Here is a 21,870-nt window from a genome sequence, read left to right as displayed (position 1 = left end):
CTCCTCACCCACCTCCGCTGACGCCCCGGATACGGCAGACTGGAGGTTTGGCCGTGCGCACCCGGACGGCCGCCCCGGCCGGAAGGAACGCACGCCAGGTGAACGGTCCGCTCATCGTCCAGAGTGACAAGACGCTGCTGCTCGAAGTCGACCACGAACTCGCCGACGCCTGCCGACGCGCCATCGCACCGTTCGCGGAGCTGGAGCGCGCCCCCGAGCACATCCACACCTACCGGCTCACCCCGCTGGGCCTGTGGAACGCCCGCGCCGCCGGACACGACGCCGAGCAGGTCGTGGACGCCCTCGTCGAGTACTCCCGCTACCCCGTCCCGCACGCCCTGCTCGTGGACGTGGCCGAGACCATGGACCGGTACGGGCGCCTCACCCTCAGCAAACACCCCACCCACGGGCTGGTGCTGACCTCCACCGACCGGCCGGTCCTGGAGGAGATCCTGCGGTCCAAGCGGATCGCCCCGCTGGTCGGCGCCCGCATCGACGCCGACACCGTGGCCGTGCACCCCTCGGAACGCGGCCAGATCAAGCAGACCCTCCTCAAGCTGGGCTGGCCCGCCGAGGACCTCGCAGGATACGTGGACGGCGAGGCCCACCCCATCGACCTGCTCGAAGACGGCTGGAAGCTCCGCCCCTACCAGCGGCAGGCCGTGGACGGCTTCTGGCACGGCGGCTCCGGCGTGGTCGTCCTGCCCTGCGGCGCCGGCAAGACGCTGGTCGGCGCCGGCGCCATGGCCGAGGCCAAGGCGACCACCCTGATCCTCGTCACGAACACCGTCTCCGCCCGCCAGTGGAAGCACGAACTCGTCAAGCGCACCACCCTCACCGAGGACGAGATCGGCGAGTACAGCGGCACCAAGAAGGAGATCCGCCCCGTCACCATCGCCACCTACCAGGTGCTGACGACGAAGCGGAAGGGCATCTACCCCCACCTGGAACTCTTCGACTCCCGGGACTGGGGCCTGGTCGTCTACGACGAGGTGCACCTCCTGCCCGCCCCGGTGTTCAAGTTCACCGCCGACCTCCAGGCCCGACGGCGCCTCGGCCTGACCGCCACCCTCGTCCGCGAGGACGGCCGCGAATCCGACGTGTTCTCCCTGATCGGGCCCAAGCGCTTCGACGCCCCCTGGAAGGAGATCGAGGCACAGGGCTACATCGCGCCCGCCGACTGCGTGGAAGTCCGCGTCAACCTCACCGAGAGCGAACGCCTCGCCTACGCCACCGCCGAAACGGAGGAGAAGTACCGCTTCTGCGCGACGACCGCCACCAAGCGGAAGGTGACCGAGGCCCTGGTCCGCAAGCACCAGGGCGAACAGACCCTGGTCATCGGCCAGTACATCGACCAGCTCGACGAACTCGGCGAGCACCTGGACGCCCCCGTCATCAAGGGCGAGACCTCCAACGCCCAGCGCGAGAAGCTCTTCGACGCCTTCCGGGAGGGCGAGATCAGCGTGCTGGTGGTCTCGAAGGTCGCCAACTTCTCCATCGACCTCCCCGAGGCCACCGTCGCCATCCAGGTCTCGGGCACCTTCGGCTCACGCCAGGAGGAGGCCCAGCGCCTCGGCCGGGTGCTCCGCCCGAAGGCCGACGGACACGAGGCCCGCTTCTACTCGGTGGTCGCCCGCGACACCATCGACCAGGACTTCGCCGCCCACCGGCAGCGCTTCCTCGCCGAGCAGGGCTACGCCTACCGGATCGTCGACGCGGACGAGCTCCTGTCCGGCGGCTGATCCGCCCCTCCCGCACCGCCCCGCACGGCCCGCCGCGCCCGCCCCACCCCACCCGGCCGGGCGGCCGGCACCGACCGGACGGAGCGGTGCGGAAGGGCACCCCGCCCCGGCTGCTGCCCCTGCAGCTCCTGCTGCTCCTGGTACGGCCGCGGCGTGCGGCGGCGCTGGAGCGGTACCGCTCCCGCCGGCACCCCGGCCGCGACCCGGCCCTCCGCGCCACCCCGACCGGCCCCGGGACCGGTCGGGGGACCGGCCTCCGGATCGGGCCTCCTCACGGCTGCCGCGAGCAACGCCAGGACCAGCAGCGGGTACGGGGAGTACAGGGCCTGGAGCCACCGCTCCGGATCCGGCTGCCAGGGCCGGGCCGCGAGCAGGGACTCCGTCAGGTCCCGGGCCCAGAACCGGCCGCTGGCCTCGGGCAGCACGAGAGCGCCCAGGGCCACGGTGCCCGCGAAGGCCCCGAGCCCCGTCAGGGCCGTCCGGATCCGCCCCGTGACCAGACAGTGCAACAGGAACAGGGCGGGGCTGAGGACACAGCCCGCCGCCACCCCCAGCGCGAAGCCCTTCCCGAGGGCGCCCTCGACCCGCCCCAGGTCCCACAGGACCAGACAGGCCAACGCGAGGATCGCGGGACCGGGCAACGGAGCCCCCGTCACCGTCTCCGACAGCAGCCCGGCCGCGGTGACGGCCAGCACCGGCCCCGGCCTCGGCACCCGCCGGGCCAGGTGGAGCAACAGCGCGAGGAGCCCGGCCACACTGAGGGCGATCGCCGGCCGCAGGGCGCCCGCGGGCAGCCAGGTCGCCGGGAGGAACAGGATCGCGGAGAACGGCGGCGAACCCGCCGGGGGCTGCCAGGCCACACCGGGCAGCCCGTACCCGCCGGCCCCCGCGCCGGCGGCACCCGCCAGCGGGGTCGGTACCGGAACCCGCTGGGCGCAGTGCAGCACGGTCAGGGCGAGCAGCGCTCCGACCGCAGGCACGGCCCTGAGGGGCAGCGGCGAACGGATGGGGAGGCGGCTCCGGGTCACGCGCGTGACCCTAGTGGATCGCCCGCCCCGCTCGCGGCGGCGGTCCGAGGGGTGATCCCCCGGGCCGGGCGGATCCTGAACGGCCCTGCTCGGGGGCGGCCGTTCAGTGCCGGCGTATGCCGGCTTCCTCGCCGTACTCGCCGAGTATCGCCACGCTGAACGCGGCCGCCGTGAAGACCTTCGCGGCGCGCAGCGCACCGCCGAGGCGGTGGCGGTCCCGGCCGCCCGCGGCGGCCCGGGAGCGGGTGGCGGACCTCGGGGTACCCGCCCCGTGCGCGGCCGGGCGGGAGTCGTGGGTGTCGTGAGAGGGGTGGGGGGAGGTGGGGTGGGGGGTGGTGTGGGAGGAGGCGGTGGCGCCGCGGGTGCGGCCGCCCTGGACCGGAGTGAAGGCTGCGGTGCTCATGGATCCATGGTCCGATTTCGCCCCGGATATCACATCGCTCTCGGGAGGGAACCTGCGCGGCCCCGGGGTCCTCCTCAGGACGCAGGAAATCCCTGAGGCACCCCGTCGAAAGTCCCATGCCGTCCCTGATACCTCCGGACGGCCCAGCGGCTGACCAGGGATTTCCCGAGGCGTCCGGCACGGGCCCGACCCTGAGCCCGAACGGTGTCCCGCCACCACGACGAGCCGGCGCGGCGGAGGAACGGCAGAGGAACGACGGCCGGGCCGGCGGGGGCGGCCCGGGGCCGCGAAACCCGTTCGCGCCCGCCCGGCCCGCTGACTACACTCTTCGCTCTTGCCCGCCTCCCGCCGCACCGCTGGGGAGAGCCGCCGCCCGGTCGGAAACCGGGGGGTGCCTGTCGCTGCCCGAAGGACTGATCCCCCAGCAGGAGGCCGTACCGTGCCCGCGCACGCCCGCACCGACCCCTCGCCCGAACCGCTCCCCGCCGCCGAGACCGCCGGGACGGCGACGCCGGGCGCCGAGCCGCTCGGCACCGAGACCGGAACCACGACCGCGGCGGATCCCGACGGGCCGCTCGCCCGGGAACGCTCCCACCTCGCCGCCTCCCGGTCCGCGTTGCGGGCCATGCGCGAGGACGTGGAGTCCCTGGACATCCGGGACGTCACCGCGAACTGGGTCAACTCCCTCGTCCTCCAGGCCCAGATCGACGACCGCATCAAGGCGCTCGCGGACCTCTCCCACACCCCCCTCTTCTTCGGTCGCCTGGACTACCTGCACGCGCCGGGCGCCGACCGTGCGGAAGGGGCCGGCGGCGAGCAGTTCTACATCGGCCGCCGCCACGTCCACGACGCCGAGGGCGACCCGATGGTCATCGACTGGCGCGCCCCGGTGTCCCAGCCCTTCTACCGGGCCTCCAAGAAGGACCCGCAGGACGTGGCCCTGCGCCGCCGGTTCGGGTACACGGGCGGCGAGCTCACCGCCTACGAGGACGAGCACCTCTCCGACCCGGAGGAGGCCGCCGCGGTCAGCAAGCTGCTCCAGCAGGAGATCGAGCGGCCGCGCGTCGGCCCCATGCGGGACATCGTCGCCACCATCCAACCCGAGCAGGACGAGATCGTCCGGTCCGGGCTGTCCGGTTCCGTCTGCGTGCAGGGCGGACCCGGCACCGGGAAGACGGCCGTGGGCCTGCACCGGGTCGCGTACCTGCTGTACGCGCACCGGGAGCGGCTGGCGCGCACCGGCACCCTGGTCATCGGCCCCAACCGGTCCTTCCTCCACTACATCGAGCAGGTGCTGCCGGCCCTGGGCGAGCTGGAGGTGAAGCAGGCCACGGTGGACGACCTGGTGGCCCGGCCGGGCCTGGAGGTGCGGGGCGCCGACAGCGCGGCGACCGCGGTGGTCAAGGGGGACGCGCGCATGGCCGATGTGCTGCGTCACGCCGTACGGTCACATGTCACCCTGCCCAGCGAGCCGCTGGTCGTGGTCCGCGGTTCACGGCGCTGGCGGGTGCCCGCGTACGAACTGGAGGAGATCGTGACCGAACTCCTCGCCCGCGACATGCGGTACGGGGCCGCCCTCGCGGCCCTGCCTCAGCGGATCGCCCACACCGTCCTGGTCCGGATGGAGCAGGCCGGCGAGGCGCCCGACGACCGCGTGCAGGACGCCGTGGCCCGCAACCCCGCGGTGAAGGCGGCGGTCAAGGCCGTCTGGCCGGCGGTGGACCCGGCCAAGCTGGTGCTGCGGCTGCTGTCGGACGCCGCGTTCCTCGCCGCGCACGCCGAGGGCGTGCTCACCGCCGAGGAGCAGGAGCTGCTGCTGTGGGCGAAGCCCTACCGCAGCACGAAGTCCGCGAAGTGGTCCGCGGCCGACCTGGTCCTCATCGACGAGGCCACCGACCTGATCGAGCGCACGCACTCCCTGGGCCACGTGGTGCTCGACGAGGCCCAGGACCTCTCCCCCATGCAGTACCGGGCCGTCGGCCGGCGCTGCACCACCGGCTCCGCGACGGTGCTGGGCGACCTCGCCCAGGGCACCACCCCGTGGGCCACCCGCAGCTGGTCCGAGGCCCTGACCCACCTCGGCAAGCCGGAGGCGGCCGTGGAGGAGCTGACCGCGGGCTTCCGCGTGCCGCGCGAGGTGATCGCGTACGCCTCCCGCCTGCTCCCGGAGATCTCACCGGGGCTGGCCCCCGTGTCCTCGGTCCGTGAGGCACCGGGCTCCCTGGCCGTGATCCGGGTCCCGGACCCGCAGACCGGCGCGGAGGCCGCCCCGCGGACCGACCCGCAGACCGGTGCGGAGGCCGACGGGACGGTCGACGGGACGGCGGCGCTGACCGGGGCCGTGGTCGCGGCCTGCCGGGAGGCGCTGCGGCACGAGGGGTCGATCGGCCTGATCGCTGCGGACCCGCGGCTGCCGGAGCTGTCCGACGCGCTCCGGGAGGCCGGGCTGCCGTACCTGGCGCCCGGCGAGGAGACCACCGTCGAGGCGCGACTGACGCTGGTGCCCGCCTCGCTGGCCAAGGGCCTGGAGTACGACTACGTGGTCCTCGACGAGCCCGCGGCGGTCGTGGCCGCGGAACCGGACGAGCGGACCGGACTGCGACGGCTGTACGTCTGCCTGACCAGGGCCGTGTCCGGACTCACGGTGCTGCACCGGGAGGCACTGCCGGGAGCGCTGCCGGGAGCGCTGCCCGCCTGACCGGTACGCGGTGCCCCGGAGCGGGGCGGGCCGTCCCGGTGGGCCGCCGGCGCGGCCCCCCGTCGGGGCTCCGCCCCCACACTCCCGCGCCCCGCGCTCGCGCGCCCCGCTCACCGGCGGGGCCGGTTTCCGCCGGGCCGAACGGCCGGGTCGGCCACCCGGCCCCGCGCCACGGTCAGGACAGGGCCGCGCGCCACTCCCCGACCGCGGCGGCCGAGACGGGGTGGTCCCAGCCGTCGGGGCGGGCGGCGCCGCCGATGTGGAAGGCGTCGACGCCCGCGGCGCGCAGGGCCGGCAGGTGGTCGAGGCGCAGGCCGCCGCCGACGAGGATCTGCGGCTCGTAGCCGGGCTCGCCGCGCCGGGCCGCCTCGGCGAGCAGGACGGGCAGGCCGTCGTCGACCCCGGAGGCCGAACCGGCGGTCAGGTAGGTGTCGAGGTCCGCGAACTCCTTCAGGGCCTTCCGCAGCTGGTCGCGGTCGGCGGCCCGGTCGATGGCGCGGTGGAAGGTCCAGCGGCAGCCGGTGAGCTCGGCCGCGAGCACCTCGACGGCCGCGAGGTCGGGGGAGCCGTCCGGGGTGAGGAAGCCGAGGACGAACTCCTCAGCGCCCTCCGCGCGCAGCGCCCGTGCCGAGGCCACGAGCGCCTCCAGGGCGGCGGGGCCGCCCGCCGCGAAGCCGTCGGCCGCACGGAGCATGACGCGCAGCGGGATGTCGACGGCCGCCCGGATCTCCGCGAAGGTCTCCCGGGGCGGGGTCAGACCGTCCGCCGCCATGTCGGTGACCAGTTCCAGACGGTCCGCCCCACCGGCCTGGGCCGCGATCGCGTCCTCGGCGTTGAGGGCGATCACCTCCAGGACTGCACGGTTGCTCATGTGGCGTCATCCCTTCGGATTGCTCGAAAGATGCTCGTTAAACCAGAAAGCCCGGTTAGCTGCTGGTATGGAAAATAGGTCTAGTCCAATTACAGGGTACGGGCGCGGCCGGGCGTTCCACCAGCACATTCACGCCACCGCCACCCGCCCCCCACCGCGCCCGCCCGGAGCCCCAGCAGAATGGCGCCATGCTGACCGACACCGAGCGGCTCACCGCCCGCTGGCACGAGACCGTCACCGCCGCCCGCCAGGACGCCCCGGCCGGGGCGGCGGACCCGGACCCCGCCCCGTACGCGGCACGGCTGCTCGGCGCCTGGGCCGAGCCGCAGCGGCGGTACCACACCACATTGCACCTTGCGGTGGTACTCGATCACGTCGACACCCTGGCCGCGTACGCCGCCGACCCGGCCGCGGTCCGGCTCGCCGCCTGGTTCCACGACGCCGTCTACCGGCCCGACCGCTCCGAGAACGAGGAGCGCAGCGCCGCCCTCGCCGAACGCGCCCTCGCCGAGCTGGGCGTCTCCCCGGCCCGTACCGCCGAGGTGGCCCGCCTGGTCCGGCTCACCGTCACCCACGACCCGGCCCCCGGGGACACCAACGGCGAGGTCCTCTGCGACGCCGACCTCGCCGTGCTCGCGGGCGGCCCCGACGCCTACGCCGCGTACGTGGCCGCCGTCCGGGAGGAGTACTCCTTCGTGCCCGAGCACCTCTTCAAGGAGGGCCGCGCCGCCGTGCTGCGGCAGCTCCTCGACCTGCCCCGGCTCTACCGCACCCCCTACGGCACCGCGCACTGGGAGGCCGTGGCCCGCCGCAACCTCACCGCCGAACTCGCCACCCTCTGAAACCGCCGCCCTCCGGAACCGCCACCCGGGGCAGAAGACAGCAGCCGCCCGTCAAGCCCTCCGGGCCTCCCGTCACCCCCTCGCCGAACCGCCGCCACACCCCCGCCACCCTGCGGAAACATCCGGGCACGGACCTGACGGATCCCGGGCGGAAGACCGGATTCCGGGAATGGGAGCGGACCCGGACCGGTTGATCCGTTTCATGCCCACAGCCGCCGAACGTCCCCGTATGCCCGTCGCCGTCTACGTCCTCGGCCTGTCCGTCTTCGCACTCGGCACGAGCGAGTTCATGCTCTCCGGGCTGCTCCCGCCCATCGCCGAGGACATGGGCGTCAGCATCCCGAGAGCCGGACTGCTCATATCCGCCTTCGCGGTCGGCATGGTCATCGGCGCACCGCTGCTCGCCGTGGCCACCCTGCGGCTCCCCCGCCGCACCACCCTCGTCGCCCTGATCACCCTCTTCGGGCTCGGACAGGTCGCCGGCGCCCTCGCCCCCAGCTACGAGCTCCTCTTCGCCTCGCGCGTGGTCGCCGCACTGGCCTGCGCCGGGTTCTGGGCGGTGGGCGCGGCCGTGGCCATCGCCATGGTTCCCGCCGACGCCCGGGCCCGCGCCATGGCCGTCATGATCGGCGGACTGTCCATCGCCAACGTGCTCGGCGTGCCCGCGGGCGCCTTCCTCGGCGAGTACTGGGGCTGGCGCTCGGCCTTCTGGGCCGTGGCCGCCGCCTCCGCGATCGCCCTCGTCGGCCTGCTGCTGCGGATCCCGCCCATCCCGCTGCCCGCGGAGAAGCCCAGCATCGCCCGCGAGCTGCGGATCTACCGGGACCGACAGGTGTGGGTGGCGATCGCCGTGACGGCGCTCGCCGCGGGCGGCGTCTTCTGCGCCTTCAGCTACCTCGCCCCGCTGCTCACCGACGTGGCCGGGCTGGACTCGGCCTGGGTGCCGTGGGTCCTCGGCCTCTTCGGGCTCGGCGCGCTCGTCGGCACCACGATCGGCGGCCGGGTCGCCGACGCCCACCTGTTCGGGGTGATGCTGTGGGGCATCACGGCCTCCACCGTCTTCCTCGCCGTCCTGGCCGTGCTCGGGCAGTACGCGGTGGCCGCCGTGCTGCTCTCCTTCCTGCTGGGCGTCTCGGCCTTCTTCACCGCCCCCGCCCTGAACGCCCGCATGTTCAATGTGGCCGGCGCCGCCCCCACCCTCGCCGGGGCCACCACCACGGCCGCCTTCAACCTCGGCAACACCGGCGGCCCCTGGCTCGGCGGTACGGTCATCGACGCCGGGCTCGGCTTCTCCGCCACCGCCTGGGCGGGCGCCGCGATGACCGTCACGGCCCTGGGACTGACCGCCCTCGCCCTGCGCTGGGACCGGCACGGCCGCGGCCCGTCGCGTACGAAGCTGGTGACCGCCTCTCCCGGCGACCGGACGGCGACCGTACCCGCCCCCCTGTCGGAACCGGCACCGGCGGCCGCACCCGCACCGGCGGGAGCCACGGGAGCCGTGCCGGGCGAGCGATGACCGGCGATCGGCGGCCGGTGACCGGTGGCGCCGCAGCGTGACAGGTGACACGGCAGCGTGAACGGTGACAGTGCACCGTGACACGTGAACGGGCGGGGTGCTCCGGCACCCCGCCCGTCGCCGTTCCCCTCCCTCAGGTCCCGTCCGCTCCCCGTGGCACCGGCAGGCCCTCGGCCCGGCGGCCCTTCGGGCGCCGCAGTCCGGCCCCGGTCAGCCGCCGCAGCAGCTCCTTGCTCCCGACCGGCACCGCTCCGGCGGCCACGGCGTCCGCGTACCGCTCCTCGGGCAGGTCGTAGTGGTCCCCGTCGAAGGCCCGCGGCGGAGCCCCCAGCGCCGCCGCGAAGGCGTGCAGCTCCTCGAAGGACACGTCGCTGACCAGGTGCGACCACATCCGGCCGTGCCCCGGCCAGGTCGGCGCGTCGATGTACAGCGTCACGGCGTCACCGCACCCTCACCGGCCGAACACCCCTCCCAACATCCCCACCGAAGCGACCTTCACCCCCGCCTTGCCGCACACCCAGTGCGGATCGGGGCCCAGCTCCGGCTCCACGTCCAACGCGTGCGGATCACCGTGCCCGCACACCGGGCACAGCGGCCAGCGGCCGTACTTCTCCAACAGGGCGTCCTGCACGTCCTGGGCGACCAGGCCGGGCAGGTAGTCGATGCCCTCGGGCCACTGTTCCACCCACCAGCGGCGGTGTTCCACCGAATCCTCGACCAGCGAGACGACAGAGGCATCTGCGACCTCGCCCGCGACGAGATCGGCGAGCACCAGGGCACGGGCGGCGTGAAGCGCCTTCTCCAACGGGGTCAAGGGGGTCGCGTGGTCCATGCGGCCATTGTGGCCCGAACGGAGTCAAGTGGCGAAGGACCCCCGTTCCCCCCGGGAACGACACGCGGATCCGATGACCGACGACCGTTGACCCCCACCCGCCTCTGAAAATATCTTTCATCACGTGAGCACGCAGCAGAAGAAAACTTTCACGGATGTCGCCGGGGCGACCCCCGCCCCCCTCGCCACCCCGGCGCCCACGGCCCCCGCCGCCCTCCAGGCCCGGATCCGCAGCCTCGCCCCCTCCATGACCCGCTCCATGCAGAGCGTGGCCGAGGCCCTGGCCGCCGACCCCGCCGGCTGCGCCACCCTCACCGTCACCGCCCTCGCCGAACACACCGGCACCAGCGAGGCCACCGTCGTCCGCACCGCCCGGATCCTCGGCTACCCCGGCTACAAGGAACTCCGGCTCGCCCTCGCCGCCCTCGCCGCCCGCCAGGACGCCGACTCCACCCCCGCCGTCACCGCCGACATCACCGTCGACGACCCCCTCGCCGACGTGGTCGCCAAACTCGCCGCCGAGGAACGCGCCACCCTCGCCGACACCGCCGCCGGACTCGACCTCGCCGCCCTCGACGCCGCCGTCACCGCCCTCGCCGGCGCCCGCCGCACCGACATCTACGGCGTCGGCGCCTCCGCGCTCGTCGCCCAGGACCTGGCCCAGAAGCTCCTCCGCATCGGCCTCGTCGCCCACGCCCACAGCGACCCCCACCTCGCCATGACCAACGCCGTGCAACTGCGACCCGGCGACGTCGCCGTGGCCGTCACCCACTCCGGCACCACCGGCGACGTCATCGACCCCCTGCGCGCCGCCTTCGAACGCGGAGCCACCACCCTCGCCGTCACCAGCCGCCCCGACAGCCCCGTCACCCGCCACGCCGACCTGGTCCTGGCCACCTCCGCCGCCCGCGAAAGCACCCTCCGCCCCGCCGCCATGTCCAGCCGCACCAGCCAACTCCTCGTCGTGGACTGCTTGTTCGTCGGCGTGGCCCAGCGCACCCACGAGACCGCCGCCCCCGCCCTGACCGCCTCCTACCAAGCCCTCATCCCCCGCCACTCCGCACGCTAGGAACGAGCACCGCCATGTACGCCGAACTCCGCGCCCAGCTCGACACCCTGACCACCGAGGCGTTCCGCCCCGAACTCGCCGAGATCGACCGGCAGTCCACCCTCGACATCGCCCGCGCCATGAACGCCGAGGACGCCACCGTCCCCGCCGCCGTGGCCGAACGGCTCCCCGAGATCGCCGCCGCCATCGACGCCATCGCCGCCCGGATGGCCCGCGGCGGACGCCTCGTCTACGCGGGCGCGGGCACCGCCGGCCGCATGGGCGTCCTCGACGCCAGCGAATGCCCGCCCACCTTCAACACCGACCCCGCGCAGGTCATCGGCCTCATCGCGGGCGGCCCCTCCGCCATGGTCAAGGCCGTCGAGGGCGCCGAGGACTCCCCGGAGCTGGCCGCCGCCGACCTGACCGCCCTCGGCCTCACCGAGGCCGACACCGTCATCGGCATCTCCGCCTCCGGACGCACCCCCTACGCCATCCGAGCCGTCGCCTTCGCCCGCGACCGCGGCGCCCTCACCGTCGGCCTGTCCTGCAACGCCGACAGCGCCCTGGCCGCCGCCGCGGAACACGGCATCGAGGTCGTGGTCGGACCCGAACTCCTCACCGGCTCCACCCGACTCAAGGCGGGCACCGCGCAGAAGCTGGTCCTCAACCTGATCTCGACGCTCACGATGATCCGGCTGGGCAAGACCTACGGGAACCTGATGGTGGACCTGCGGGCCTCCAACGAGAAGCTGCGCGCCCGGTCCCGGCGGATCGTGGCCCTCGCCACCGACGCCCCCGACCAGGAGATCGAGGCGGCGCTCACCGCCACCGGCGGCGAGGTCAAGCAGGCCATCCTCGTCCTCCTCGCACGCGTGGACGCCGCCACCGCCGCCCGACTCCTCACCGAGTCCGAGGGCCACCTGCGCGCCGCACTGACCGCGGCCCCCTGACCCGTACGCCCCACCGACCTGCCCCACCCGCACGACCCGCTCACCGCGTACGACGTCGCACGTCACCGTGCAACACCGCACGTGACATTGCACGATCACCCACCACCCAGCCCCAGCCCCGACCGTCCCCGCCCAGCCACCCGATCTGCCCGCACCCCCAAAGCAAGGCACTCACCATGGCCACAGACAAGAACCGCGCCACCGCCGCCGCGATCCTTCCGCTCGTCGGCGGCCCGTCCAACATCACCTCCATCGCCCACTGCATGACCCGGCTCCGGATCGGACTGCGCGACCGCTCGCTCGTGCAGGACGAGGCCCTCAAGGCCGTTCCGGCCGTCATGGGCGTGGTCGAGGACGACACGTACCAGATCGTGCTGGGCCCGGGCACCGTCGCCCGGGTCACCCCCGAGTTCGAGGCCCTGGTCGCCGAGGCCCGAGCCGCCGCCCCCGCCGCCGCCCCCACGGCCGGGAGCGCCCCGGGTCAGGCCGCCGGTGCCGAGGAACTCGCCGCCCAGGGCGCCGCGATCAAGCAGGCCCAGAAGGCGAAGAACGCCACCCCGTTCAAGCTGTTCCTGCGCCGGATCGCGAACATCTTCGTCCCGCTGATCCCGGCCCTCATCGGCTGCGGCATCATCGCCGGCCTCAACGGCCTGCTCACGAACCTCGGCTGGGCCCCCGCCCTGGTGCCCGCACTCGCCGCGATGGCCTCCGGGTTCATGTCGCTGATCGCGGTGTTCGTCGGCTACAACACGGCCAAGGAGTTCGGCGGGACGCCCATCCTGGGCGGTGCGGTGGCGGCGATCATCGTCTTCCCCGGGGTCGCCAAGATCACCGCCTTCGGGCTGGCGCTCTCCCCCGGCCAGGGCGGTGTGCTGGGCGCGCTCGCCGCGGCGCTGCTCGCGGTGTACGTGGAGAAGTGGTGTCGCCGCTGGGTCCCCGAAGCCCTGGACGTCCTGGTCACCCCCACCCTCACGGTGCTGATCTCCGGGCTCGTCACGATCTTCGGCCTGATGTTCCTGGCCGGTGAGGTCTCGCAGGCCATCGGCGACTTCGCGAACTGGCTGCTCGACACCGGTGGCTCCTTCGCCGGGCTGGTCCTCGGCGGGCTGTTCCTCCCCCTGGTCATGCTCGGCCTGCACCAGGCGCTGATCCCGATCCACACCACCCTCATCGAGCAGCAGGGCTACACCGTGCTCCTGCCGATCCTGGCGATGGCGGGCGCGGGCCAGGTCGGCGCGGCCGTGGCCGTCTACTTCAAGCTCCCCCGCAACGGCTCGCTGCGCGCCACGATCAAGTCCGCGCTCCCGGCCGGATTCCTGGGCGTCGGCGAACCGCTGATCTACGGGGTCTCGTTGCCGCTGGGCCGCCCCTTCGTCACCGCCTGCGTGGGCGGCGCGGCCGGCGGGGCCTTCGTCGGCCTCTTCAACCAGCTCGGTGACGCCTTCGGCTCCACCGCCATCGGCCCCTCGGGCTGGGCGCTGTTCCCGCTGTTGGACGGCTCCGGTTCGCTGCTGACCACCGTCGCGATCTACGCGGGCGGCCTGCTCGTCGGCTACCTGGTCGGCTTCCTGGCCACGTACTTCTTCGGCTTCACCCCGGAGATGCTCACGGAGTTCAACACGGGCGACGACCCGACCCCCGCCGCGAAGGACGCCCCCGCCTCCGACGGCCCGGGCGCGCCGGGCACGACGGGCCCCGCCTCGAAGGAACCCGCCCTGACCTGACGGTTCACCGGGGGAACCCGGCGGAGTCCACCTCCAGCGAGAAGGGCTCGGGCAGCACGAGCGGGTCGCCGAAGGCGGCCCGCTCGGCGTGCTTGTACGCACCGTTCTCCGGCCCGGTGTAGAGGGTGACGGTCGGCCCGGTCGGGTCGAAGCGGTCCACCAGGAGGTAGACCGGCACCGGGGCGTGCGCGTAGGCCCAGAGCTTCTTCTTTCGGTCGTCCTCCGCGTTGCCCTTGGAGGTGATCTCCACGATGAGCAGTGCTTCGGCGGCGTCCACGGGGGCGCTGACTTCGGGATCCACGTCGTCGACCACGTCCGTGGGCATCACCACGAGGCCGGGGACGTACAGCTTGCCGAGTCGGGCCACCTCGATGCCCAGGGTCTGGTAGCAGTCCCACTCCGGGGGCATGACGCCGTAGAGCGCGCGCTGGAGGCGGGCGGCGATGCTGTTGTGGTGTCGGTGGGGAGGCGGTACCAACGTGATCCGTCCTTCGTCGATCTCGGCGCGCCAGCCCTCCGGCACGTCCAGTTCGCGCCAGCTCTGCAGCAGGTAGTCCCACGGCAGACCGTCGGAGCCGTGGTCGCCTTCGACCATCGCAGCGGTCATCGCGGGTCCCCTCTCCTGTGGCCCATGTGCGGGAGCTCAGATCGGCGGTGCGGCGGGACGGTCGCCGCTCGGGGTCCAGCGTCCCACGTTCGAAGGAGCGGCGCAGCGATCCCGTGCCGGTGCTGCGCCCCGGGTGCAAGGGGTCACGGCCCGCACCCCCGGGGGGATCACGTCGGCACCCGGAAACGTCCGCACCCGGAAACGCCCGAGGGCGGCACCCCGGGATGGGGTGCCGCCCTCGGTGGGTCCGCGGGTGCGGGCCCGGAGAACAGCCGATCAGCCGGTGGGGCCGATCAGAAGTCCATGTCACCGCCGGGCATGCCGCCCGGAGCGGCGGCGGCCTTCTCCGGCTTGTCGGCGATGACGGCCTCGGTGGTGAGGAACAGCGCGGCGATGGAGGCCGCGTTCTGCAGCGCGGAGCGCGTGACCTTCGCCGGGTCGATGATGCCCTCGGCGATGAGGTCCACGTACTCGCCGGTGGCGGCGTTGAGGCCGTGACCCGGGGTGAGGTTGCGGACCTTCTCCACCACGACGCCACCCTCGAGGCCGGCGTTGACGGCGATCTGCTTCAGCGGGGCTTCGAGGGCCAGCTTGACGGCGGCGGCACCGGTGGCCTCGTCGCCTTCCAGCTCCAGCTTCTCGAAGACCTGGGTGGCCTGCAGCAGGGCCACGCCACCACCGGCGACGATGCCCTCCTCGACGGCGGCCTTCGCGTTGCGGACGGCGTCCTCGATGCGGTGCTTGCGCTCCTTGAGCTCCACCTCGGTGGCGGCACCGGCCTTGATGACGGCCACGCCGCCCGCGAGCTTCGCCAGGCGCTCCTGGAGCTTCTCGCGGTCGTAGTCCGAGTCGGAGTTCTCGATCTCGGCGCGGATCTGGTTCACGCGACCGGCGACCTGGTCGCTGTCACCGGCACCGTCGACGATGGTGGTCTCGTCCTTGGTGATGACGACCTTGCGGGCGCGGCCCAGCAGGTCGAGGCCCGCGTTCTCCAGCTTGAGGCCGACCTCCTCGGAGATGACGGTGCCACCGGTGAGGATGGCGATGTCGCCGAGCATGGCCTTGCGGCGGTCACCGAAGCCCGGGGCCTTGACGGCCACGGACTTGAAGGTGCCACGGATCTTGTTGACGACCAGGGTCGACAGGGCCTCGCCCTCGACGTCCTCGGCGATGATCAGCAGCGGCTTGCCGGACTGCATGACCTTCTCCAGCAGCGGAAGGAGGTCCTTCACGTTGCTGACCTTGGAGTTGACGATGAGGATGTACGGGTCGTCCAGGGACGCCTCCATACGCTCCATGTCGGTGGCGAAGTACGCCGAGATGTAGCCCTTGTCGAAGCGCATGCCCTCGGTGAGCTCGAGCTCCAGACCGAAGGTCTGCGACTCCTCGACGGTGATGACGCCTTCCTTGCCGACCTTGTCCATGGCCTCGGCGATGAGCTCGCCGATCTGGGTGTCGGCGGCGGAGATGGAGGCCGTGGAAGCGATCTGCTCCTTGGTCTCGACATCCTTCGCCTGCTCCAGCAGGGCGCCGGAGACGGCCTCGACGGCCTTCTCGATGCCGCGCTTGAGGGCCATCGGGTTGGCGCCGGCGGCGACGTTGCGCAGGCCCTCGCGGACCAGCGCCTGCGCCAGGACGGTCGCGGTGGTCGTACCGTCACCGGCGACGTCGTCCGTCTTCTTGGCGACTTCCTTGACCAGCTCGGCGCCGATCTTCTCGTACGGGTCCTCCAGCTCGATCTCCTTGGCGATGGACACACCATCGTTGGTGATCGTGGGGGCGCCCCACTTCTTCTCAAGGACGACGTTGCGACCCTTGGGGCCAAGGGTGACCTTGACGGCGTCGGCGAGCTGGTTCATGCCGCGCTCGAGACCGCGCCGGGCCTCCTCGTCGAACGCGATGATCTTGGCCATGTGAAGTGGTCCTCCCGGACTGGGGTGGATTGCTCCGGACCGTGTCTGGCGCCCGCGACGGACGGCCTGCGCACCTGGCGGTTCCTTGCCCCGCCGGGCCCGCGAGCCTCACCGACTCGATCCTCGTCTTTATCACTCTCACCCGGAGAGTGCTAACGCCAATGATTAGCACTCGACCCACCCGAGTGCAAGCGGCTCTCACGGATGAGCCAAGCGGGGACAGGGATCCGGGCGGGCCGCGACCCGGTCGGGAAGGGTCCGGGCATGCGCGAGGGGCCCGCTCCCTGGTGGGATGCGGGCCCCTCGCGACGTAAGCGTCAGTGGTCGATCGCGCCGAGCTCAGCTGGCGAGCTTGACCATGTCCGCCTGCGGACCCTTCTGGCCCTGCGAGATCTCGAACTCGACTCGCTGACCTTCTTCAAGGGTGCGGTAGCCGTCCATCTGGATCGCGCTGTAGTGGACGAACACGTCCGCACCACCGTCGACCGCGATGAAGCCGTAGCCCTTCTCCGCGTTGAACCACTTGACGGTGCCCTGAGCCATGCCTAACTCCCCTGTTACTGGCCCTTGCGCGGGGCCGCACTCCGCGGTCCCGGGTCAGAACTTGCGCCGGAACGCGTCGACCGCGGCTGAATGTATCTGCACCAACGCGGTCTGCAACAGGTCATTCCGCTGAGAAATCAAGACAGGAAGATATGTCGACAATCGCCGCTTTTTCGGAGGACTCCCGGGCAACTCGGACGGGACAAAACACGCCCAAGACCCATATGCCACAAGCACATTGGCCCGATGTCGCCCCTGACCCGACCCCTACATATGTCCGGGGCACACTCCGGGAGGGGGCGCTACCCCAACCCTACCGCGTCCAACCAAGCAGAATTACCCCCTCCGCTTCTGGCGGAGGGGGTAATCAGGGGTGACGCCCGGAAAAACAGGGGATCCGTTTCGGAATTCAGAATTCCGAACTATCGGTTCCGAATCGGCCCTCCCGGCGGAAGATCTCCGGAACCGGAGCTTCCGACCGGGGTGGACCGATGGATCAGCACATCCGTGGATCGGCGGACCCGGAGATCAACGACCCGGCGGTCAGCAGCCGCCCGCGACCGCGGGGATGATCGAGATGCCGGCACCCTCCGGCGTGGCCGCGTCGAGGCCGCCCTCGAAGCGGACGTCGTCGTCGTTCACGTACACGTTCACGAACCGGCGCAGCTTGCCCTGGTCGTCCAGGACGCGGGCGGCGATGCCCGGGTGGCTCGCCTCCAGGGACTCGATGACCTCGGCGAGGGTGGCGCCCTCGGCGGGGACCTCGGCCTGGCCGCCGGTGTAGGTGCGCAGGATGGTGGGGATGCGGACGGTGACGCTCATGGCGGAACTGCCTTCCGGGTGCGAGGGCGAGGGGATGGTCAGGCGAGGCCGGCGGCGCGGAACGCGTCCAGGCTGGGGCGGATGACGGCGGTCTGGCCGGTGTCCCCGGACACCGCCTCCAGGGTCTTCAGGCCGTCGCCGGTGTTGAGGACCACGGTGGTGAGGGACGGGTCGAGCTGCCCGTTCTCGATGAGCTTCCGGGTGACGCCGACGGTCACGCCGCCCGCGGTCTCGGCGAAGATGCCCTCCGTCCGCGCCAGCAGCTTGATGGCCTCGACCACCTGCGTGTCGTCCACGTCCTCGACGAAGCCGCCGGTGCGGCGGGCGATGTCCAGGACGTACGGGCCGTCGGCCGGGTTGCCGATGGCCAGGGACTTGGCGATGGTGTTCGGCTTCTGCGGGCGGACCACGTCGTGGCCGGCCTTGAAGGCGGTGGAGACCGGGGAGCAGCCCTCGGCCTGGGCGCCGAAGATCTTGTAGGGCTTGTCCTCGACCAGGCCGAGCTTGATCAGCTCCTGGAGGCCCTTGTCGATCTTGGTGAGCTGGGAGCCGGAGGCGATCGGGATGACGAGCTGGTCGGGCAGCTGCCAGCCGAGCTGCTCGCAGATCTCGTAGGCCAGGGTCTTGGAGCCCTCGCCGTAGTAGGGGCGGAGGTTGACGTTGACGAAGCCCCAGCCCTCGCCCAGCGGGTCGCCGATGAGCTCGGAGCAGAAGCGGTTGACGTCGTCGTAGTTGCCCTCGATGCCGACGAGGTCGCCGCCGTAGACGCCGGCCATGACGACCTTGCCCTGCTCCAGGTCGTGCGGGATGAACACGCAGGAGCGGAAGCCGGCGCGGGCCGCGGCGGCGCCGACGGCGCCGGCGAGGTTGCCGGTGGAGGAGCAGGAGAGGGTGGTGAAGCCGAAGGCGCGGGCGGCCTCGACGGCGATGGCGACGACGCGGTCCTTGAAGGAGTGCGTCGGGTTGCCGGAGTCGTCCTTGACGTAGAGCTTGCCGGTGACCCCGAGGGCCTTGGCGAGGTTCCGCGCGTCCACGAGCTTGGTGAAGCCGGGGTTCAGGCTGGGCTTGTCGGCGACGTCCGCGGGGACGGGCAGCAGCGGGGCGTAGCGCCAGATGTTGTTCGGGCCGGACTCGATGCGGGCGCGGAGGGCCTCCGGGTCGCCGAGCGGCAGCTCGTAGGCGACTTCGAGGGGGCCGAAGCATTCGACGCAGGCGAAGATCGGGCCGAGTTCGAAGCGGGTTCCGCACTCGCGACAGGAGAGTCCGGTGGCGGGGCCGAGGTCGGTCCGGGTACGGGTGGCGGTCTGTGCAGCCATGATGGCGAGGCCCTTTCTCCTCATCTTCCCCGTGGCGTACGTCGCCACGAGACGGAATTGGCACCTTCCCTAGCCGGTGGTGGCCTCGCGGGCATGTTGCGGATGCGCGAGATAACCGACTGGAGGGTTGCCGGGGCTTCAACGGGCCGTGTCCCTCTGCCCCTCTGGATGAGCGGTATGGCACCGGCGGAAGCACGTGGGCGCGGCCGGGCGTTTGTGCGCGGAGCGACCCCGACATGCGATGGTCGTCCGCGTTGTTCAAGACTGTAACCGAAGGGCGGGGTGGTTGAGACAGTCGTCCGATCCGCGAGATGGGTCACATTCCTGTCCTCAACACCCGCCCAGACCATGGAAACAACGGAATTCGCGGACCGCCGCGCTCGACGGGGCGGCGCGGACCACGCAGACAGGGAGTGCTGACCGTGCTGGAAGAGGTGGAGCGCTGGCTTGCCCGCCGGTCCTGGTCGGCGGCCGACCGCCCGCTCGCCCGTCTGGCGGCCGCCAAACGGGCCTCGGGCACCACCGTGAGCGTGGTGCTGCCGGCCCTGAACGAGGAGGCGACGGTCGGGGAGATCGTCGCGGTCGTCCGGCGGGAGCTGATGGACGGGCTGCCGGTGCCCCTGGTGGACGAGCTGGTGGTGCTGGACTCGGGATCCACGGACCGGACGGCGGAGGTGGCGGCGAAGGCCGGGGCGCGGGTGGTGCACCGGGACGAGGTGCTGCCGCGTATCCCGGCGGTGCCGGGCAAGGGCGAGGTGCTGTGGCGGTCGCTGCTGGTGACCACGGGGGACGTGGTCTGCTTCGTGGACGCGGACCTGCGGGACTTCGAGGCGGCGTTCGTGTCCGGGATCGTGGGTCCGCTGCTGACCGATCCGGAGGTGCAGTTCGTCAAGGCGATGTACGACCGGCCGCTGGGCAGCGCCCCGGGACAGGGCGGCCGGGTGACGGAGTTGGTGGCGCGACCGCTGCTGAACCTGCACTGGCCGTTGTTGGCCGGGTTCGTGCAGCCGCTGGGCGGGGAGTACGCGGTGCGCCGGTCGCTGCTGGAGCGGCTGCCGTTCCCGGTGGGGTACGGGGTGGAGCTGGGGCTGCTGGTGGACGCCCTGCACACGGTGGGTCTGGACGCGTTGGCGCAGGTGGACGTGGGGGTCCGGGTGCACCGGCACCAGGACGGCCGGGCGTTGGGCCGGATGGCGGCGGCGATCTACCGGACGGCTCAGGTCCGGCTGTCGCGGGGCCATCTGGTGCGGCCCGAGCTGGTGCAGTTCGAGCGGGGCGAGGCGGGTTTCGAGCCGCGGACGTACCCGGTGGACACGGAGGAGCGGCCGCCGATGCGGGAGATCGAGGAGTACCGGGCCCGGCGCGTGGCCTGAGCGGGCGGGGCGGGGGGCTTCGGGCGGCGCGGCGCGGGGCGTCGCGCGGGGGCGTGGCGGGGGACCGGGTGTCCGTGTGACATGGGGCTCGGCGCGTCCGGGGGACGTTTGAGCCCGGGTGGGCCGGGCTAGGTTGGCCGCATGGCTTCCCAGGTGCTCGTCGCAGCGAACCGTGGCCCGCTCTCCTACTCCCTGACCGAGGAGGGAGCCCTCGTCGCCCGGCGCGGCGGGGGCGGACTGGTCTCGGGGCTGTCCGCCGCCCTCGGGGACCGGCCGGACGCGGTGTGGGTGTGCGCGGCCCTGTCGGAGGCGGACCGGGAGGCGGTGCGGCGCGGGGAGTCCGAGCCGGGGGTGCTGATGCTCGACGTGCCCGGGGAGGTCTACGACGCCGCGTACAACGGCATCGCGAACTCCGTGCTGTGGTTCCTCCACCACCACCTGTGGGAGGTGCCGCGGGAGCCGGTCTTCGACGCGGCCTTCCGGGAGCGGTGGGCGGGCTACCGGGCGTACAACCGGGCCTTCGCGGAGGCCCTCGCGGAACGGGCCGCGCCGGGGGCGGCGGTCCTCGTGCAGGACTACCACCTGGCGCTGGTGCCGGGCATGCTCCGCGCACTGCGCCCGGACCTGCGGACGGCCCACTTCACCCACACCCCGTGGGCGGCCCCGGGCGTCTTCGCGATGCTGCCCGCCGACATCGGCCGGGAGCTGTTGGAGGGGATGCTCGGCGCGGACCTGCTCGGTTTCCACACGGAGCGGTGGGCGGCGGACTTCCGGGGGTGCGCGGAGGCCGCCGGGTTCCCGCCCGGGGAGGGGCCGCGGCTCGCGGTGTACCCGCTGGGCGTGGACGGGGAGGAGCTGCGGGAGCTGGCCCACCGGCCGGAGGTCGAGGACCGGCTGGCGCAGCTGCGGGCGGAGACGGAAGGACTGCTGACGGTGGTGCGGGTGGACCGCACCGAGCTGTCGAAGAACATCGTGCGCGGGCTGCTGGCCTACCGGGAGCTGTTGGTGACGCGGCCGGAGTGGCGGGGCCGGGTGGTGCACCTGGCCTCGGCGTACCCGTCGCGGCAGGACCTCGCGGTGTACCGGGAGTACACGGCGGAGGTGGCCCGGGTGGCGGAGGAGATCAACGAGGAGTTCGGCACGGCGGACTGGCGTCCGGTGCTGGTGGCGGTGCAGGACGATTTCGCGCGCTCGCTGGCGGTGTACCGGATGGCGGACGTGGCCCTGGTGAACCCGGTGCGGGACGGCATGAACCTGGTCGCCAAGGAGATCCCCGTGGTGTCGGAGGCCGGTTGCGCGCTGGTGCTCTCGCGGGAGGCGGGGGCGTGGGCGGAGCTGGGTGAGGACGCGATCGGGGTGAACCCGTTCGACGTGTCGGAGACCGCGGGGGCGCTGCACGAGGCCCTGTCGATGGCGGGGGCGGAGCGGGCCGAGCGGACGAAGCGGTTGGCCGTGGCGGGGGTGGGGTGGCCGCCGGTGCGGTGGTTCGAGCGGCAGCTGAGCGATGTGGGTGGGGCGGGGGTCTGAGCCGAGGCTTCCCGGAGGGGTGGGGCTGGGGGTGGTGGTCCCGTCCGTGCTCGGGCGCGCCTCACCGATCGCCTCGAACGCCGGCGGGGCTGGGATGGGGCCTGCACGTCTT

19 protein-coding genes and 1 riboswitch are annotated in these 21,870 nt (G+C 72.8%); of the genes, 9 read left to right on the top strand and 10 right to left on the bottom strand.

Annotated features, from left to right (window positions below; genetic code table 11):
* Positions 1 to 98 precede the first annotated feature (98 nt).
* A complete protein-coding gene (locus tag ABTZ17_RS03525) occupies positions 99 to 1,742 on the top strand; it encodes a DNA repair helicase XPB (RefSeq protein ID WP_352193855.1) in 1,644 nt (547 codons plus the stop codon).
* Here ABTZ17_RS03525 and ABTZ17_RS03520 read toward each other — a convergent pair.
* Both ABTZ17_RS03520 and ABTZ17_RS03515 read right to left on the bottom strand, forming a co-directional pair.
* On the bottom strand, positions 1,700 to 2,770 hold the full coding sequence (locus ABTZ17_RS03520; RefSeq protein ID WP_352193814.1) for a glycosyltransferase family 87 protein: 1,071 nt from the start codon (positions 2,768 to 2,770) through the stop codon (positions 1,700 to 1,702). The genes ABTZ17_RS03525 and ABTZ17_RS03520 overlap by 43 nt on opposite strands.
* Before the next feature lie 103 nt (positions 2,771 to 2,873).
* A complete protein-coding gene (locus tag ABTZ17_RS03515; protein ID WP_352193856.1) occupies positions 2,874 to 3,173 on the bottom strand; it encodes a hypothetical protein in 300 nt (99 codons plus the stop codon).
* Between the two features lie 439 nt (positions 3,174 to 3,612).
* Here ABTZ17_RS03515 and ABTZ17_RS03510 point away from each other — a divergent pair, with 439 nt between their 5' ends.
* Positions 3,613 to 5,871: a HelD family protein gene (locus ABTZ17_RS03510; protein WP_352193813.1), complete on the top strand. Its 2,259-nt coding sequence runs from the start codon at positions 3,613 to 3,615 to the stop codon at positions 5,869 to 5,871.
* A gap of 175 nt (positions 5,872 to 6,046) precedes the next feature.
* Here the strand turns inward: ABTZ17_RS03510 and ABTZ17_RS03505 are convergent, their stop codons facing one another.
* Positions 6,047 to 6,742, bottom strand: coding sequence for a copper homeostasis protein CutC (locus ABTZ17_RS03505; RefSeq protein ID WP_352193812.1), 696 nt, complete (start codon positions 6,740 to 6,742; stop codon positions 6,047 to 6,049).
* A 188-nt stretch (positions 6,743 to 6,930) separates the two neighbouring features.
* Between ABTZ17_RS03505 and ABTZ17_RS03500 the strand changes: the two genes are divergently transcribed.
* Together ABTZ17_RS03500 and ABTZ17_RS03495 are read left to right on the top strand one after the other, a co-directional pair.
* Positions 6,931 to 7,584 carry an HD domain-containing protein gene (locus ABTZ17_RS03500; RefSeq protein WP_352193811.1) on the top strand — a complete coding sequence of 218 codons (654 nt, stop codon included), beginning with the start codon at positions 6,931 to 6,933 and terminating at the stop codon, positions 7,582 to 7,584.
* 229 nt (positions 7,585 to 7,813) lie between these two features.
* Positions 7,814 to 9,100 carry a Cmx/CmrA family chloramphenicol efflux MFS transporter gene (locus ABTZ17_RS03495; RefSeq protein ID WP_352193810.1) on the top strand — a complete coding sequence of 429 codons (1,287 nt, stop codon included), beginning with the start codon at positions 7,814 to 7,816 and terminating at the stop codon, positions 9,098 to 9,100.
* A 133-nt stretch (positions 9,101 to 9,233) separates the two neighbouring features.
* On the opposite strand, the gene ABTZ17_RS03490 is transcribed toward ABTZ17_RS03495, so the two are convergent.
* Both ABTZ17_RS03490 and ABTZ17_RS03485 read right to left on the bottom strand, forming a co-directional pair.
* The gene (locus ABTZ17_RS03490) at positions 9,234 to 9,536 is read right to left on the bottom strand and encodes a DUF4031 domain-containing protein (RefSeq protein ID WP_352193809.1); all 303 of its coding nucleotides are present in this window, start codon (positions 9,534 to 9,536) and stop codon (positions 9,234 to 9,236) included.
* Between the two features lie 15 nt (positions 9,537 to 9,551).
* Positions 9,552 to 9,932: a DUF8819 family protein gene (locus tag ABTZ17_RS03485; RefSeq protein ID WP_352193808.1), complete on the bottom strand. Its 381-nt coding sequence runs from the start codon at positions 9,930 to 9,932 to the stop codon at positions 9,552 to 9,554.
* A gap of 124 nt (positions 9,933 to 10,056) precedes the next feature.
* Between ABTZ17_RS03485 and ABTZ17_RS03480 the strand changes: the two genes are divergently transcribed.
* From ABTZ17_RS03480 to ABTZ17_RS03470, 3 genes are all read left to right on the top strand, one after another.
* A complete protein-coding gene (locus tag ABTZ17_RS03480) occupies positions 10,057 to 11,001 on the top strand; it encodes a MurR/RpiR family transcriptional regulator (RefSeq protein ID WP_352193807.1) in 945 nt (314 codons plus the stop codon).
* Positions 11,002 to 11,015: 14 nt separating this feature from the next.
* Positions 11,016 to 11,933 carry an N-acetylmuramic acid 6-phosphate etherase gene (gene murQ / locus ABTZ17_RS03475; RefSeq protein WP_352193806.1) on the top strand — a complete coding sequence of 306 codons (918 nt, stop codon included), beginning with the start codon at positions 11,016 to 11,018 and terminating at the stop codon, positions 11,931 to 11,933.
* A gap of 176 nt (positions 11,934 to 12,109) precedes the next feature.
* On the top strand, positions 12,110 to 13,657 hold the full coding sequence (locus tag ABTZ17_RS03470; RefSeq protein WP_352193805.1) for a PTS transporter subunit EIIC: 1,548 nt from the start codon (positions 12,110 to 12,112) through the stop codon (positions 13,655 to 13,657).
* A 4-nt stretch (positions 13,658 to 13,661) separates the two neighbouring features.
* Here ABTZ17_RS03470 and ABTZ17_RS03465 read toward each other — a convergent pair whose 3' ends face one another.
* The 5 genes from ABTZ17_RS03465 to thrC form a co-directional block, all read right to left on the bottom strand.
* A complete protein-coding gene (locus tag ABTZ17_RS03465; protein WP_352193804.1) occupies positions 13,662 to 14,264 on the bottom strand; it encodes a Uma2 family endonuclease in 603 nt (200 codons plus the stop codon).
* Positions 14,265 to 14,557: 293 nt separating this feature from the next.
* Positions 14,558 to 16,177: a chaperonin GroEL gene (gene groL / locus ABTZ17_RS03460; RefSeq protein ID WP_352193803.1), complete on the bottom strand. Its 1,620-nt coding sequence runs from the start codon at positions 16,175 to 16,177 to the stop codon at positions 14,558 to 14,560.
* Positions 16,178 to 16,516: 339 nt separating this feature from the next.
* Complete coding sequence (locus ABTZ17_RS03455) at positions 16,517 to 16,720, bottom strand: cold-shock protein (protein ID WP_352193802.1); 204 nt, start codon at positions 16,718 to 16,720, stop codon at positions 16,517 to 16,519.
* 543 nt (positions 16,721 to 17,263) lie between these two features.
* Entirely contained in the window at positions 17,264 to 17,542 is a 279-nt protein-coding gene (locus ABTZ17_RS03450; RefSeq protein ID WP_352193801.1) for a MoaD/ThiS family protein, read from the bottom strand.
* 38 nt (positions 17,543 to 17,580) lie between these two features.
* Entirely contained in the window at positions 17,581 to 18,882 is a 1,302-nt protein-coding gene (gene thrC / locus ABTZ17_RS03445) for a threonine synthase (RefSeq protein WP_352193854.1), read from the bottom strand.
* A riboswitch (SAM riboswitch) is annotated at positions 18,876 to 19,033 on the bottom strand. (Overlaps the previous gene by 7 nt.)
* Positions 19,034 to 19,280: 247 nt before the next feature.
* Between thrC and ABTZ17_RS03440 the strand changes: the two genes are divergently transcribed.
* Together ABTZ17_RS03440 and ABTZ17_RS03435 are read left to right on the top strand one after the other, a co-directional pair.
* On the top strand, positions 19,281 to 20,231 hold the full coding sequence (locus ABTZ17_RS03440; protein WP_352193800.1) for a glucosyl-3-phosphoglycerate synthase: 951 nt from the start codon (positions 19,281 to 19,283) through the stop codon (positions 20,229 to 20,231).
* A 141-nt stretch (positions 20,232 to 20,372) separates the two neighbouring features.
* Positions 20,373 to 21,758 (top strand): alpha,alpha-trehalose-phosphate synthase (UDP-forming), encoded by a 1,386-nt coding sequence (locus tag ABTZ17_RS03435; protein WP_352193799.1) that lies wholly within the window; start codon positions 20,373 to 20,375, stop codon positions 21,756 to 21,758.
* Positions 21,759 to 21,870 lie beyond the last annotated feature (112 nt).

This window comes from Streptomyces sp. NPDC097619, assembly GCF_040302735.1.
GTDB lineage: Bacteria > Actinomycetota > Actinomycetes > Streptomycetales > Streptomycetaceae > Streptomyces.
This window is presented reverse-complemented; position numbering and strand designations above follow the sequence as displayed.

Bases quoted from the DNA above. Each gene is read 5' to 3' on its own strand.
- ABTZ17_RS03515 (WP_352193856.1), bottom strand. From the start codon at position 3,173: ATGAGCACCGCAGCCTTCACTCCGGTCCAGGGCGGCCGCACCCGCGGC.
- ABTZ17_RS03505 (WP_352193812.1), bottom strand. From the start codon at position 6,742: ATGAGCAACCGTGCAGTCCTGGAGGTGATCGCCCTCAACGCCGAGGAC.
- ABTZ17_RS03500 (WP_352193811.1), top strand. From the start codon at position 6,931: ATGCTGACCGACACCGAGCGGCTCACCGCCCGCTGGCACGAGACCGTC.
- ABTZ17_RS03495 (WP_352193810.1), top strand. From the start codon at position 7,814: ATGCCCGTCGCCGTCTACGTCCTCGGCCTGTCCGTCTTCGCACTCGGC.
- ABTZ17_RS03485 (WP_352193808.1), bottom strand. From the start codon at position 9,932: ATGGACCACGCGACCCCCTTGACCCCGTTGGAGAAGGCGCTTCACGCC.
- murQ (WP_352193806.1), top strand. From the start codon at position 11,016: ATGTACGCCGAACTCCGCGCCCAGCTCGACACCCTGACCACCGAGGCG.
- ABTZ17_RS03470 (WP_352193805.1), top strand. From the start codon at position 12,110: ATGGCCACAGACAAGAACCGCGCCACCGCCGCCGCGATCCTTCCGCTC.
- ABTZ17_RS03465 (WP_352193804.1), bottom strand. From the start codon at position 14,264: ATGACCGCTGCGATGGTCGAAGGCGACCACGGCTCCGACGGTCTGCCG.
- groL (WP_352193803.1), bottom strand. From the start codon at position 16,177: ATGGCCAAGATCATCGCGTTCGACGAGGAGGCCCGGCGCGGTCTCGAG.
- ABTZ17_RS03455 (WP_352193802.1), bottom strand. From the start codon at position 16,720: ATGGCTCAGGGCACCGTCAAGTGGTTCAACGCGGAGAAGGGCTACGGC.
- ABTZ17_RS03450 (WP_352193801.1), bottom strand. From the start codon at position 17,542: ATGAGCGTCACCGTCCGCATCCCCACCATCCTGCGCACCTACACCGGC.
- thrC (WP_352193854.1), bottom strand. From the start codon at position 18,882: ATGAGGAGAAAGGGCCTCGCCATCATGGCTGCACAGACCGCCACCCGT.
- ABTZ17_RS03435 (WP_352193799.1), top strand. From the start codon at position 20,373: ATGGCTTCCCAGGTGCTCGTCGCAGCGAACCGTGGCCCGCTCTCCTAC.